Origin of the sequence: Flavobacterium caeni (assembly GCF_900101895.1) — a bacterium.
GTDB classification, from domain to species: Bacteria; Bacteroidota; Bacteroidia; order Flavobacteriales; family Flavobacteriaceae; genus Flavobacterium; species Flavobacterium caeni.
Window position 1 is genome coordinate 143,031 of the sequence record NZ_FMVF01000004.1, and the last position, 13,276, is coordinate 156,306.

Consider the following 13,276-nt stretch of genomic DNA (forward strand, 5'->3'; position numbering starts at 1 on the left):
CCTTCATGATGGACAATGTAAAAGCCAAAAAACACCTCGGTCAACACTTTCTCAAGGACGAAAACGTCGCGCGCAAAATAGCCGATACGTTAAGTCTTGAGGGCTACGATCACGTGCTCGAGATTGGGCCGGGCATGGGTGTGCTGACCAAGTATTTGCTCGACAAACCCATCAATGTCTATGTGATCGAGATCGATGTCGAATCGGTGGCCTACCTCAATGGGCACTATCCCAAATTGCACGGACACATACTGTCGGAAGACTTTTTGAAGTACGACATCAACAAAGTGTTCGAGGGCAAGCCGCTGGCCATCATCGGGAATTTCCCGTACAACATTTCGTCGCAAATCGTATTCAGGGCGCTCGACCTTCGGGCGCAAATTCCGGAGTTCTCGGGCATGTTCCAAAAGGAAGTCGCCGAACGCATCTGCGAGAAAAAAGGCTCCAAGACCTACGGCATCCTGTCGGTTTTGGTGCAGGCGTTTTACGAGGCCGAGTATTTGTTTACCGTCAGCGAAGACGTGTTCAATCCGCCGCCCAAAGTCAAATCGGGTGTGTTGCGTTTGCGCCGCAAGGAAAATTTCGCGTTGCCGTGCAGCGAGCGGTTGTTTTTTACCGTTGTCAAGACCGCGTTCGGCCAACGTCGCAAGACCATCCGTAACAGTTTAAAAACATTAAATTTGTCCGATAATTTGCGCCAAGATGCTATCTTTGACCTGCGTCCGGAACAGCTTTCGGTCGAAGAATTCATAGCGCTTACGCAAAAAATAGAGGCCGATGGAGTTTAAAATCAGCAAAGAACTGATCCACCAGATCGAGGAATTGATCACCGCCAAGGACGACAGGGAACTGAACGTCTTGTTGGCCGACATCCACTTTGCCGATATTGCCGAAATCCTCGACGAGCTCGATTTCGACGACGCGACCTACATCTTCAAATTGCTCGATTCGGACAAGACCGCCGAGATCCTTTTGGAACTCGAGGACGACGCGCGCGAGAACATCCTCAAACGGCTGTCGCCCAAGGAAATCGCCGAAGAGCTCGACGAACTCGAAACCAACGACGCGGCCGACATCATCGCCGAACTGTCGCAGGAGAAAAAGGAAGAAGTCATCCAGGAGCTCGAAGACGTCGAGCACGCCAAGGACATCGTCGATTTGTTGCGCTACAAGGAAGACACCGCGGGCGGACTCATGCACAAAGAGCTCGTCAAGGTCAACGAAAACTGGAACGTACTGACGTGCGTCAAGGAAATGCGCATCCAGGCCGAACACGTCTCGCGCGTCCATTCGATTTATGTCGTAGACGACGAAGACCGGCTCAAAGGACGACTTTCGCTCAAGGATTTGCTCACCACGTCGACCAAAACGCCCATCAGCGAGGTCTACATCTCGAAACTCAATTGGGTCAAGGTCGATGCCGAAGACGTAGAGGTGGCGCGGATCATGCAAAAATATGACCTCGAAGCCATCCCCGTGGTCGACGAACTCGGGCGGCTCGTGGGGCGCATCACCATCGACGACATCGTAGACGTCATCAAGGACGAAGCCGACAAAGATTACCAGCTCGCGGCGGGTATCTCGCAGGACGTCGAGGCCGACGACAGCATCATCGAACTCACCAAGGCGCGTTTGCCGTGGTTGGTTTTGGCGCTGCTCGGCGGATTCATTTCGGTACGCGTACTCGGCTTGTTCGAAGGCGCGATGGCCGAGCACGGCAACCTGTTTTTCTTTACGCCGCTTATCGCCGCGATGGCGGGCAACGTGGGCGTACAATCGTCGGCGATCATCGTACAGGGTTTGGCCAACGACACGCTCAGCGGCTCGGTGTTCAACCGATTGTTAAAGGAAATTTCGCTCAGTTTGCTCAACGGCGTGATCCTCGCGGCCATTTTGTTCGCGGGAAGCCATGTGTTGCTCAACGTCGATTTTACGATAGGGATCATTGTGACCGTCGCGCTGATTTCGGTGATCGTGATCGCCTCGCTGATCGGGACTTTCGTGCCGTTGTTGCTCGATAAATTCGGGATCGACCCCGCGCTCGCGACCGGCCCGTTCATCACGACAAGCAACGACATTTGCGGCATCCTGATCTATTTTTCAATTGCCCGCTGGATTTTGGGCTTTTAACCAAATAACATGAACATACACATCATTGGCGGCGGTAACCTTGGGGTGGCCATCGCTTTGGGTTTGGCCGATTTCGCGAAACAGACGCGCATTACCGTGACGCGTCGGCATACCGATGCAATCCAGCACTTGACCCAAAAAGGCATCACCGTTTCTGCCGATAATACCCACCAAATCGACCAAGCCGATTTGGTCATCCTGACCGTCAAGCCTTACCAAACCGCGTTGGTGCTTCAGGAAATCGGCGGCAAACTTGGGAACGCCGTCGTGGCGTCGGCCGTAAGCGGGGTGTCGGTTGCCGACATTCGCGCACACCTCCCGAACCATGCTATCGTACGCATCATGCCCAACATCGCCATCCAGTTCGGACAGTCGGCCACGTGTATCGCGTTTGACGACAAAGACCGCACGGCCGCACAAAATGTCGTTTCGGTATTCCAAAAACTCGGTACCGCACCCGTGATCGAAGAAAAGCTGATGGATGCGGCCACAGTGCTCGGTGCGTGCGGAACCGCTTATGCTTTGCGCTACATCCGCGCCTCGATGCAGGCCGGAATCGAAATCGGGTTCGATTCGCAAACCGCGCTCGCCATCGCTGCCCAAACCGCCAAAGGTGCCGCGCAAATGCTGCTCGAAGAAAAAATCCACCCCGAGCAACTCATCGACCGCGTCACCACACCGCAAGGCTGCACCATCGTGGGGCTCAACGAAATGGAGCACCAGGGTTTTAGTTCGTCGTTGATTAAGGGGATTAAGACTTCTTTGATGAAGATTAGGGAGTAGCTTTTTCCCGCTTTCCGTTGCAATCTTTTACGGCCTCCGCTGCGCTGCGGCCGCAAAAGGATTTTCACTGCAATCGGGGCTAGGGGTTGACTGCGTCGCTTGAGCTACTTTCAAAACTTCAAGTTTTGAAATTCTTTGGTGTTTTCGCTACCGCGGGTCTACTTTTGTCTGGCAACAAAAGTAGCAAAAATGCCCAGGCGCAGACCTTTCGGCGACCAGCCATGTTCTCGATGGCTAAATTAAAAGAACTCGCCTACGGCTCAGACAGCTTTTAATTTTGCGCCATCTTCGAACGGCTGGTGCCCGCCTGCAAGGTCGATGCGCCCGCCTCACGAAGAAAGTTCGTCTTAGATAGAAGATCAATCGTCCGCTTTGTGCGTTCGTCCAACGCGCCGGGAAGTTTGTCGTAGCCGGAAGATTTCCCCCGCGGGGGACTCGCACGACGAACGTCCCAATCGAGATGATACCTCCAAATTTGAAAAACATCCCTCGTGCGGATTTTTGGCGCCGCGGGCAAGCCAAAAATGCAAATATTGCGTTCCTGCCTGGCGCGGCATTCACTGTCGAGGCGTTAAGAAAATTAATGCAGTGAGCGTTAAAAGCCAGGTGCTGTTTGAGGCGCAGCCGAGTTCAGCTGGCTTAGCGAACGGAGTTGATTTTTAGCCGAGAAAGTGTGCCGCTACGCATTTTTGTTACTTTTGTTGCGAGGTTCACCGAATACCTTGAAAAGGTAATAACCGATGAGGTAAAAGTAGACCCGCGGTAGCGAAAACTCGATAGAATTGCAAAACTTAATGTTTTGCAATTCTTCGTAAATTTGAAAAAACACCAACGTGACACCACAAATAAAAATCCTCCACCTCGACACCAACCACCCACTGTTGCTCGAACAATTGCAACAAGCGGGTTTCACCAACGACGAAGACTATACATCGGGCAAAGAACAAATCGAAGCCAAAATCCAAAACTACCACGGCATCGTCATCCGCAGCCGGTTTAAGATCGACAAGGCGTTCCTCGACCAAGCGACCAACCTGCAATTCATCGCACGTGTCGGTGCCGGGCTCGAGAGCATCGATGTCGAACACGCCGAATCCAGAAATATTACGCTCATCGCAGCCCCCGAAGGCAACCGCAACGCCGTGGGCGAACACACGCTGGCCATGCTGCTCGCGTTGTTCAACAAAACCAATACAGCCGATGCGCAAATCCGCCAAGGCCATTGGCACCGCGAGGGCAACCGCGGGCACGAACTCGATGGTAAGACGGTCGGAATCATCGGTTATGGCAACATGGGCAAGTCGTTCGCCAAAAAACTGCTCGGGTTCGACGTCAAGGTATTGTGCTATGATATTCTCGACAATGTAGGCGATGCCAACGCCCAACAGGTTTCGCTCGAAACGCTGCAACAACAGTCGGATGTGTTGAGTTTGCACATTCCATGGACGCCCGAAACCGATAAGATGGTCGATACAAATTTTATAAACGCGTTCTCCAAACCGTTCTGGTTGCTCAACACGTCGCGCGGCAAAAACGTCGTCACCGCCGATTTGGCGTCGGCGCTCGAAAGCGGCAAAATACTGGGTGCGGGGCTTGATGTACTCGAGTACGAGAAATCGTCGTTCGAGCATTTGTTCCACGACGGCGATATTCCCGCGGCGTTCCAATATTTGTTGCAATCGGACAAGGTGGTTCTTTCGCCGCACATCGCAGGCTGGACATTCGAAAGCCACCAGCGGCTCGCGCAGGTGATTGTAGACAAGATCAAGGCGAAGTATTTTGGTGCGACCGGGCCCGAACCCGTCGAAAAACGCGTGACGGGCATTGGTGGATTTTTCTTCAAGTCGCAAAACCCGACGGCGCTCAAGGACTGGTATGGCCAGCACCTCGGGCTTAACGTAGACCAATGGGGTTGTACGTTTTGGTGGAAAGACGCACAAGGCAACGATTGTTCGACACAGTGGTCGCCGTTTGCCGACGATACCAAATACTTCGACCCGTCCGAAAAGCAGTTCATGCAAAACTTCCGCGTACACGATTTGGACGGCTTGCTCGATAAACTTCGCGCGGCAGGCGTGACGCTCGTGGGTACGCCCGAAGCCTACGACTATGGCAAGTTTGCGTGGATACTCGACCCCGAAGGCAACAAGATCGAGTTGTGGGAACCCATCGATTCGGCATTCCAATAATGTCCAGAAACGGATTATACAGCTTGATCGGCGTGGCTTGTTTGCTGGGCGCGCTGTACTTTGCGATCAGTTACTTTCGCAACGATTGGTTCGAAATGCTGGGCTGGAAAACCTGTTTTTTCAAGAGCCTGACGGGTTACCCGTGCCCCACTTGCGGGACAACGCGGTCGGTCAAGTTGTTGTTCGACGGTGACCTGGCAGGCGCGTTTTTGATGAATCCGATCGGGATTGTCGTAGGCCTATTGGCTGTACTCGTGCCGGGTCTGCTCGTGTATGACCTGCTGTTCAAAAAAGACACGTTGCACCGCGTCTATCTTTCTGTCGAAAAAGACATGGTTAAACACAAAGGATGGGTAGTAGTGTTTGTGATTTTGATTCTGCTCAACGGCGTTTGGAACGTTTGCAAAGGAATTTGAGTTCAAATGCGATTTTGAGCGAGACTTAGCACGTGATTTTTGAACTGCTCTTTTTCGGTTTTGAGTGATTTCCAGTATTCGTAAAGATTTTTTCCTCTTCGATACGCAAATATCAATGGGATAATCAAGAAATAACCCAATATGCACAAACAAAAAATCAATACGTCGGAGGTCTTTTTCTGTAACGGCCGCCACGAAAACATATTGTCAATGACATTGTGTTGAAAGAATATGTTATTGGTGTTGTGATTGTATACAGCAAGGTACGGTCCGTATTCGTCACCTTGTTTGATTGCCCAAAAAATGGATAGATTTTGATCGGCACGACAAGCCAAATTAAAATCTTGCAACTGAAAACTTCGTTCTTCTCCCGTTTCAGAAAGCAAAAAGAGCTGGTCGTGTACAAGTGTTCTAGACCTAATGGTAACATCTGAAGAGCCTCCGGTGCCTTTGTACACGAAACCACCGCCGCCGCTTCCGGATACACGGGTCTCTAAATTCTTGGAACTCTCCAAGACTTTACCAGTAAAAACATAAAGGTGGTATGTTTCGTTGCTAGAAGTGGTGATACTATTTCCTTGAATTTCCATGTGAACAGACTAAAAATCAAGGCAATATAAAACTTATATTCGAAAAAGAAAATTATTCATCCTTTTCGGTTAATTTTCTTTCCAATTCCGCCTGAAATTCTTCCATCACCGGCTTCACCGTGCTCTCGGGCAAATCGGCGATGCGGATGTACATCAATCCGTCGACGGCATTGTTGAACAAAGGATCGACGTTGAATGCAATCACACGCGCGTTTTGCTTGATGTATTTTTTGATGAGCACAGGCAGGCGCAAATTCCCCGGTTCGATCTCGTCGATGATCTTGTCGAATTTGTTGAGGTCGGCTTCGGCTTCGTTGAACACAAAATCCTTGTCGGCATCTTTCAATTTCACCTTGAATTCCTTTTTCGGGTACACATACTGCGCCACATACGGGTCGTAATAATGCGACTTCATGAACTCGATCATCAGCGATTTCGAGAAATTCGAAAACTGGTTCGAGATGCTCACGCCACCAATCAAATACTTGTGGTCGGGGTAACGCAACGTACAATGCACGATGCCTTTCCAGAGCAGGAACAGCGGCATCGGTTTTTGCTGGTATTCGCCCACGATGAACGCGCGGCCCATTTCGATCGACTTGCTCATCATGTCGAACAGCTCGGGCTCGAACCTGAACAATTCTTGCAGGTAAAATCCGTCTATGCCGTACTTCTTGAAAATCTCGGTGCCCATGCCCATACGGTAGGCGCCCGCAATTTCCTTGGCGTCGTCGTCCCACAAAAACATGTGGTGGTAGTATTTGTCGTATTGGTCGAGGTCCAAAGATTCGTTGGTGCCTTCGCCCACTTCGCGGAACGTTATCTCGCGCAAACGCCCGATCTCGTGCAAAATGTTCGGGATCTTGCCCGCCTCGGTCAAAAACACCTCGTAGTTCTTGCTTTGCGTGAGTCGGCAGTCGGTTTTGCGCAGCATCTCGACTTCAGACAGCATCTTTTCCTTGCTGGCCGCGGCCACGATTTTTTTAGGGTTTTTTTGCAGCTTGAGGTTTTGACTGTTCAAAAACGATTCGTCTTTTTCGAACGCATTCGAAAGCATGTAGGTTTTTTTGCGTAGGAAATCTGAGTACGACTCGAGCGTTTGGTGCTCGTTCTGTTCGGCCACCGAAATGGGTTTGCCGATACGCACCTTGATCACGCGGTCTTTTTGCGTGAGCAATTCCGAAGGCAACTTGGCCGTGCGCAACGTGTCGTTGATTTTCGAAAGCATGTAAAAAAACTTGCTGTTCTTGGCGTGAAAATAAATCGGGACCACAGGCACCTGCGCCTTGCGGATGACCTTGATCGCGCCCTCTTCCCATTCCTTGTCTACCATCAGTTTGCCGTCTTTGTAGGTCGATACCTCGCCCGCGGGAAACATGCCCAGCGGTTTGCCGTCGCTCAAATGGCGCAACGTTTCCTTGAGTCCGATGACGCTCGACTTGGCGCCTTTCAAATTTTCGAACGGATTCACCGGCATGATGAACGGCTTGAGCGGTTCGATGCGGTGCAGCAAAAAGTTGGCGATGATTTTGAAATTGGGTTCGCGCTCGAGCATGAGTTTGAGCAGCAAAATTCCGTCTACGCCACCCAACGGATGGTTGGAGATCGTGATGTACGAGCCGTCTTTGGGCAACCTTTTGAGGTCTTCTTCGGGGATTTCGAATTTGATCTGGAATTCGTCGATCACCGAATTCAGGAAATCGATTCCGGGCTCGTCCTTGTGTCTGTTGTAGATTTTGTTCAGGGTAGATATTTTGAGCGCCTTCATCAGCATCCAACCGGCAAATGTTCCGAAAACTCCGTATTTTTCAGCGTTGATCGCCTTGGCGACCTCTTTGGCGGTTACTAAACCCATCGATTGTTTGTTTTTGGTGCTCCGGGCAAAGATAGCAAAAAACGCCAATTTGCCAGTTTTTTGCAAGCGATAGTTTCACTTTTTTACTACTTTTGAAAACCCAATTTGTACAACCAAATGAGAATCATTTCCTACAACGTCAACGGCATACGCGCGGCGATCAACAAGGGGTTTATCGAATGGCTCAAGGCCACCGATCCCGATGTGATTTGCCTGCAAGAAATCAAGGCCGTTCAAGAGCAAATTCCCACGCTCGACTTTGAACTCGCGGGCTATCCGTACCATTACTGGTATCCGGCCAACAAAAAAGGCTACAGCGGCGTGGCCATCCTCTCGAAAATCAAACCCGATCACGTGGCTTTCGGTACCGGCATCGAGCACATGGATTTTGAAGGCCGTAACATCCGCGCCGATTTTGGCGACATTTCGGTCATGAGTTTTTACATGCCCAGCGGCACCAACGCCGTGCGCATCCCGCACAAATTCATGTACATGGACGATTTTCAAGGCTACATCCGCGGACTGCGCAAGGATCATCCGAACCTTGTGGTGTGCGGCGACTACAACATTTGCCACCAGGCCATCGACATACACGATCCGGTGCGCAACAAGAACGTGTCGGGGTTTTTGCCCGAAGAGCGCAGTTGGCTCGACGGGTTCATCAACGAAGGATTCATCGACAGTTTCCGCCATTTCAACAAAGACCCGCACCATTACACGTGGTGGAGCAATTTCGGCAACGCGCGCGCGAACAACAAAGGCTGGCGCATCGACTATATTTTGGTCAGCAAGCCGCTCGAAAACCGTCTCAAACGCGCCGTGATTTTGCCCGAGGCCAAACATTCGGACCATTGCCCGATTTTGGCCGAGATTGACTAGGAGCCATTTCCCGCTTTGCACTGCAATCTTTTTAACTGCGCGTTGCTCCGTTAAAAAGGATTTCCGTTTCAATCGGGGCTAGGGCATCCCACAACAAAGAACATTACCATAACCAGATAAAGTAAAAACCATGATCAAACGATTATCCATTTTGACGCTCGCGCTTGTGTTGGGCACGTCGTGCGTCTCGAAAAAAGTCTACAACGAACTCGAAGAAAAATACGCCAACCTGCGCAAGGAAAACCGCAAATTGCAGGACGAAGGCAAGGATTGCGAAAAAGAAAAAAACAAGCTCGACCTGGATTACAAGGCGCTCCAAGCCGAACTCGCAAAGACCAAAACCGAGCGCGACAAGCTCTCGAACGATTATAAATCGGCGAGCAACAACCTGGCGGCGCTGCAATCGTCTTATGATGCGTTGTCCAAAAACTCCGACGACGCGCTCGCGGCCAACATGAACAAGAACCGTGATTTGCTCGCCCAACTCGAGGACAAGGAAAAAGCACTCGCGGCCGAGAAGTCGCGCTTGGACAAACTGCGCAACGACCTCGACGATTCGTCACGTCGTTTGGCCGAACTCGAAAACATGATGGCCAGCAAGGAAGCGGCCATGAAAAAACTCAAGGAAACACTGTCTAAGGCGCTCAATAATTTCGAAGGCAAGGGTCTTACGGTACAACAAAAGAACGGCAAAGTCTATGTGTCGATGGAGAACAAATTGCTGTTCTCGTCGGGCAGCTGGGCCGTGGGCACCGAAGGCCGCAAAGCCGTTGTCGAGGTGGGCAAGGTGTTGGGCGACAACCCCGACATCTCGGTACTCATCGAAGGCCACACCGACGACGATGCCTATTCTGGCTCGGGCCCGATTGCCGACAACTGGGATTTATCGACCAAGCGCGCTACGGCCATCGTATCGATCCTGGCCGAAAACAAAAAGGTGGTCAAATCAAACCTGACCGCCGCGGGCCGCAGCGAGTATGCACCCATCATGCCGAACACCACGGCCGAGGGAAAATCAAAGAACCGTCGCATCGAAATCATCCTGACGCCACAGTTGGATGAGATTTCAAAGATGCTCAACGAATTGTAAAGAATCACTAAAAAAAAACAAGCAAACAAATAAACAAATGAAGAAGATAATCAAACGCATTGCACCGGAATGGCTGTTGAAATGGTACAGGGTCAGGGATGTGTCAAAGTTTAAGAACAAAAGTACTGGAGAAGTTTTCACTCAGATTTATAACAGCAATTATTGGAAGAGTTCTGAAAGCGCGTCTGGGACGGGATCGGAGCTTGAACAAACCAAGACGTTGCGAAGCGACATCGCGCAACTCATAAACGACAAACAGATCAAGTCTATTTTAGACTTGCCATGCGGCGATTTTAAGTGGATGCAGCATGTTGACCTGTCCGACGTAAAGTATACAGGTGCAGATATCGTGGAAGAATTGATTGTTAAAAACAAGCAAAAATACGAAAACGAGAACAGGGAGTTTAAGGTAATCAACCTGATCGAAGATCCGCTGCCTTTAAACGATATGATTATGGTTCGGGATTGTCTGGTGCATTTGTCCGAAGCCGATATTTTGAAAGCATTGGCCAATATCAAATCCTCGGGCTGTAAGTATTTGTTCACGACCACCTTTCCGGAACAGCGAGAAAATCACAATATTGTCACGGGCGGATGGAGAAAGATCAACCTGCAGCTGCCACCGTTCAATTTGCCAACCCCGATAGTGATCATCAACGAAAATTGTACCGAAGGGGTAAAAGGGGAATACAAAGACAAATCGATGGGGCTTTGGGAAGTCAGTAAAATTTAATACAAAATTGAAAATCGGCGTGCCGGCGGTTGGAGAAAAGCTTTTTTCCAAACCCGGCACGTCTTACCTTTTGAATGACACACACCAACTTACCCAACACGACGGTCAAAGTAAGCAGCATTTGCCTTGGCACGATGACTTTTGGCCGACAGAACACAGAACAAGAAGGGCATGAACAAATTGACTTTGCGGTAGAAAGAGGCGTCAATTTTATTGATACAGCCGAGATGTATCCCGTTCCGGCGCACGAGCCTACTTATGGCGCAACCGAAAAGATCATTGGGAGCTGGCTCAAGAAATCCGGCAAGAGAAGTGAAATTGTGTTGGCCACCAAAATCGCAGGTGCTAATCGCGGACTGCCGTTCATCCGACAGGATTTGGGTTTCAATGAACAAACGATACGCGAATCGGTAGAGAAAAGCCTGGCGCGTCTGCAAACGGACTACATCGATTTGTACCAATTGCATTGGCCCGAGCGCAAGGTCAACTTCTTTGGGCAGCGTGCGTTCAGGCCCGAGGAAGATGCGTGGCAGGACAACATCCAATCGGTTTTGGAAGTTTTCAAAAGCTTGATTGCAGAAGGCAAGATCAGACACATCGGGGTTTCGAACGAGACGCCTTGGGGCATCATGCGGTTTCTCGAGGAAAGCAACAAACACAATCTACCTAGGATTGTCACCACGCAAAATCCGTATTCGCTTGTGAACCGAACGTTCGAGATGAACCTGGCCGAAGTCGCTTACCGGGAAAATGTTGGGTTGTTGGCCTATTCGCCGTTGGCTTTCGGGTTGTTGTCCGGAAAATACGCAGCCGAAATTCAAGATCCGAACGCGCGCCTGAACCTGTTCCCGAATTTTACACGCTACAATTCGCAGTCCACACGCGAGGCGTCAAAATTGTACCAGCAAATTGCTTCCGATTTTGGACTATCGCTCGCACAGATGGCATTGGCGTTTGTCCAAAAACAATCCTTTGTAACCAGTACGATTATCGGGGCGACCAACATTAGGCAATTGTCCGAGAACATCGCATCGCATCAAATCGCGCTATCCGAATCGGTAATCAAGGAGATAGAAAAGGTGCAAAACCGCTTTCCCGATCCTGCACCTTGATTTATTTTGCGATGACCATTTTTGCACTCGAAATCGAGCCAGCATTGTCGGTAACCGACAATATGTAAACACCGTTTTGGAGCGATGAGGTATAAATTTGTGTCGCTTCTGATTCAAGTTTTTGACTCAGCAACAATTTCCCTTGCAGGTCGATCAGGTTGGCTTGCGCCGGATAGTTGTTGTTGTTGAGCTTGACCGAAATTTCTGAAGACGCCGGATTTGGCAACGCGGTAAAACCAAATTTATCGAAGCCAGTGGTGTGCAGATTTGCATCGATAATCTTGTAAATGCCGCTCGAACCTGCGACATACAATTCACCGCTTGAATCTTCACCGAGAGTCATGAAATAGTAGGGGTCGCCCGTAAACGTTTCCGAAGTGGTAATGACGCCTGTGGTTACGTCGGCGGCAAAGATGTTATTGGCGCACAAATCGGCGAAAATGTATTTGTTTTGTAAATCTGGATAAGTCGTTCCGGAGTAGGCATATCCACCGATAATCGAACATCTGTTGGATGTATGTGCATACGTAGTAAGCGGGAAAGTCACCTCTGATGTCGGAAGCCCGCAGTTCACAAAATTGGTAACACCTTCATAGCAACTCCATCCATAGTTGAGTCCGGCCTGGCCAGATCCCACATGGTTGATTTCCTCCCAACTGGACTCGCCCACATCGGCAATCCACAATGTTCCGTCCTGACGATCGAAGGAATATTTCCACGGATTTCTCAAACCAACTGCCCAAATTTCATCGTTGCCTTCGACACCAACAAAAGGGTTTCCCGGCGGGATGGTGTAAGGGACGGCCTGGCTTGAATTGCTTACGTCTATGCGCAACATCTTTCCTAAATTCAAATTGATATCTTGGGCGTGGGGTAACGGCCAGGTGTTGTTTCCATCGCCTACCCCGAGATACAAATAACCGTCGGGGCCAAATCTCAAGGTTCCGCCGTTGTGAACACCCAGCGCGTGCGGGATTGCCATGATGATCAAGCTGCTATCGGGAAGCGCAAGGTTTGCATTTTCGGGATTGCGGGTGTAGCGTGCTATGGTTACATCGCCCGCAGGCATACTGGTGTAACAAATGTAGAAATAGCCATTGGTCGCGTATTGAGGATCAAAAGCCAGACCCAATAAACCGCGTTCAGACCCCGTCATGATGATGCTACTCGGGACGGTCAAAAAGTCAACCGGATTTACGGTTCCGTCAGGATTGACGATTCGGATCCTGCCTGCCCACTCTACAACAAAAAGCCTGTTGTCGCCGGCATTCGCAATTTCTACGGGTGTGTTAAAACCGTTCGCGAATGGAACTATGTTGATACTCTGCGCAAAAAAAGGAGCGGAAATTAATAAAAAGAGTAAATAAAAAAGCGCGTCTGTTTTTTTCATAGGATTTGGGTTTTCAAACGCGAAGTTAGTAAAACGTTGACAATTTTAATTCAAAAACTATGGAAACGGCTTTTTTTGGGTAGGAGAATAAAAAAATGCGGTCTTTCTA

The 13,276-nt window shown here is 49.9% G+C and carries 13 protein-coding genes and 1 pseudogene; 11 read left to right on the top strand and 3 right to left on the bottom strand.

Annotated elements, in window-relative coordinates; genetic code table 11:
- The first annotated feature begins 8 nt into the window (after nucleotides 1-8).
- The 7 genes and pseudogenes from rsmA to BLP55_RS04725 all read left to right on the top strand — a co-directional run bounded on the left by rsmA (nucleotide 9) and on the right by BLP55_RS04725 (nucleotide 5,518).
- Complete coding sequence (gene rsmA, locus BLP55_RS04695) at nucleotides 9-788, top strand: 16S rRNA (adenine(1518)-N(6)/adenine(1519)-N(6))-dimethyltransferase RsmA (protein WP_091141171.1); 780 nt, start codon at nucleotides 9-11, stop codon at nucleotides 786-788.
- Nucleotides 778-2,130 carry a magnesium transporter gene (gene mgtE / locus BLP55_RS04700; protein ID WP_091141172.1) on the top strand — a complete coding sequence of 451 codons (1,353 nt, stop codon included), beginning with the start codon at nucleotides 778-780 and terminating at the stop codon, nucleotides 2,128-2,130. Before rsmA ends, mgtE begins: the two co-directional genes overlap by 11 nt.
- A 9-nt stretch (nucleotides 2,131-2,139) precedes the next feature.
- Nucleotides 2,140-2,913: a pyrroline-5-carboxylate reductase gene (gene proC, locus BLP55_RS04705; protein WP_091141173.1), complete on the top strand. Its 774-nt coding sequence runs from the start codon at nucleotides 2,140-2,142 to the stop codon at nucleotides 2,911-2,913.
- A 125-nt stretch (nucleotides 2,914-3,038) separates the two neighbouring features.
- Nucleotides 3,039-3,188, top strand: a complete 150-nt coding sequence (locus BLP55_RS17145; protein ID WP_211516805.1) for a hypothetical protein — start codon at nucleotides 3,039-3,041, stop codon at nucleotides 3,186-3,188.
- Between the two features lie 558 nt (nucleotides 3,189-3,746).
- Nucleotides 3,747-4,691: pseudogene (locus BLP55_RS04720) on the top strand (2-hydroxyacid dehydrogenase); the annotation flags it as partial.
- Nucleotides 4,692-4,727: 36 nt separating this feature from the next.
- Nucleotides 4,728-5,102 (top strand): VOC family protein, encoded by a 375-nt coding sequence (locus BLP55_RS17425; protein WP_394331909.1) that lies wholly within the window; start codon nucleotides 4,728-4,730, stop codon nucleotides 5,100-5,102.
- On the top strand, nucleotides 5,102-5,518 hold the full coding sequence (locus BLP55_RS04725) for a DUF2752 domain-containing protein (protein ID WP_091141177.1): 417 nt from the start codon (nucleotides 5,102-5,104) through the stop codon (nucleotides 5,516-5,518). Before BLP55_RS17425 ends, BLP55_RS04725 begins: the two co-directional genes overlap by 1 nt.
- A 2-nt stretch (nucleotides 5,519-5,520) precedes the next feature.
- Here the strand turns inward: BLP55_RS04725 and BLP55_RS04730 are convergent, their stop codons facing one another.
- Together BLP55_RS04730 and BLP55_RS04735 are read right to left on the bottom strand one after the other, a co-directional pair.
- On the bottom strand, nucleotides 5,521-6,108 hold the full coding sequence (locus BLP55_RS04730) for a hypothetical protein (RefSeq protein WP_091141178.1): 588 nt from the start codon (nucleotides 6,106-6,108) through the stop codon (nucleotides 5,521-5,523).
- A gap of 52 nt (nucleotides 6,109-6,160) precedes the next feature.
- Nucleotides 6,161-7,963 carry a GNAT family N-acyltransferase gene (locus BLP55_RS04735; RefSeq protein ID WP_091141339.1) on the bottom strand — a complete coding sequence of 601 codons (1,803 nt, stop codon included), beginning with the start codon at nucleotides 7,961-7,963 and terminating at the stop codon, nucleotides 6,161-6,163.
- A 117-nt stretch (nucleotides 7,964-8,080) separates the two neighbouring features.
- Between BLP55_RS04735 and BLP55_RS04740 the strand changes: the two genes are divergently transcribed.
- From BLP55_RS04740 to BLP55_RS04755, 4 genes are all read left to right on the top strand, one after another.
- Entirely contained in the window at nucleotides 8,081-8,842 is a 762-nt protein-coding gene (locus BLP55_RS04740) for an exodeoxyribonuclease III (RefSeq protein ID WP_091141340.1), read from the top strand.
- A gap of 130 nt (nucleotides 8,843-8,972) precedes the next feature.
- Nucleotides 8,973-9,932 carry an OmpA/MotB family protein gene (locus tag BLP55_RS04745; RefSeq protein ID WP_091141179.1) on the top strand — a complete coding sequence of 320 codons (960 nt, stop codon included), beginning with the start codon at nucleotides 8,973-8,975 and terminating at the stop codon, nucleotides 9,930-9,932.
- A 37-nt stretch (nucleotides 9,933-9,969) separates the two neighbouring features.
- The gene (locus tag BLP55_RS04750) at nucleotides 9,970-10,665 is read left to right on the top strand and encodes a class I SAM-dependent methyltransferase (RefSeq protein WP_091141180.1); all 696 of its coding nucleotides are present in this window, start codon (nucleotides 9,970-9,972) and stop codon (nucleotides 10,663-10,665) included.
- A 74-nt stretch (nucleotides 10,666-10,739) separates the two neighbouring features.
- Nucleotides 10,740-11,777, top strand: coding sequence for an aldo/keto reductase (locus BLP55_RS04755; protein WP_091141181.1), 1,038 nt, complete (start codon nucleotides 10,740-10,742; stop codon nucleotides 11,775-11,777).
- 1 nt (nucleotide 11,778) lies between these two features.
- On the opposite strand, the gene BLP55_RS04760 is transcribed toward BLP55_RS04755, so the two are convergent.
- Entirely contained in the window at nucleotides 11,779-13,167 is a 1,389-nt protein-coding gene (locus BLP55_RS04760) for a PQQ-dependent sugar dehydrogenase (protein WP_091141182.1), read from the bottom strand.
- Nucleotides 13,168-13,276 lie beyond the last annotated feature (109 nt).

Bases quoted from the DNA above. Each gene is read 5' to 3' on its own strand.
- BLP55_RS04745 (WP_091141179.1), top strand. From the start codon at position 8,973: ATGATCAAACGATTATCCATTTTGACGCTCGCGCTTGTGTTGGGCACG.
- BLP55_RS04735 (WP_091141339.1), bottom strand. From the start codon at position 7,963: ATGGGTTTAGTAACCGCCAAAGAGGTCGCCAAGGCGATCAACGCTGAA.
- BLP55_RS04725 (WP_091141177.1), top strand. From the start codon at position 5,102: ATGTCCAGAAACGGATTATACAGCTTGATCGGCGTGGCTTGTTTGCTG.
- rsmA (WP_091141171.1), top strand. From the start codon at position 9: ATGGACAATGTAAAAGCCAAAAAACACCTCGGTCAACACTTTCTCAAG.
- mgtE (WP_091141172.1), top strand. From the start codon at position 778: ATGGAGTTTAAAATCAGCAAAGAACTGATCCACCAGATCGAGGAATTG.
- BLP55_RS04755 (WP_091141181.1), top strand. From the start codon at position 10,740: ATGACACACACCAACTTACCCAACACGACGGTCAAAGTAAGCAGCATT.
- BLP55_RS04730 (WP_091141178.1), bottom strand. From the start codon at position 6,108: ATGGAAATTCAAGGAAATAGTATCACCACTTCTAGCAACGAAACATAC.
- proC (WP_091141173.1), top strand. From the start codon at position 2,140: ATGAACATACACATCATTGGCGGCGGTAACCTTGGGGTGGCCATCGCT.
- BLP55_RS04760 (WP_091141182.1), bottom strand. From the start codon at position 13,167: ATGAAAAAAACAGACGCGCTTTTTTATTTACTCTTTTTATTAATTTCC.
- BLP55_RS04750 (WP_091141180.1), top strand. From the start codon at position 9,970: ATGAAGAAGATAATCAAACGCATTGCACCGGAATGGCTGTTGAAATGG.
- BLP55_RS04740 (WP_091141340.1), top strand. From the start codon at position 8,081: ATGAGAATCATTTCCTACAACGTCAACGGCATACGCGCGGCGATCAAC.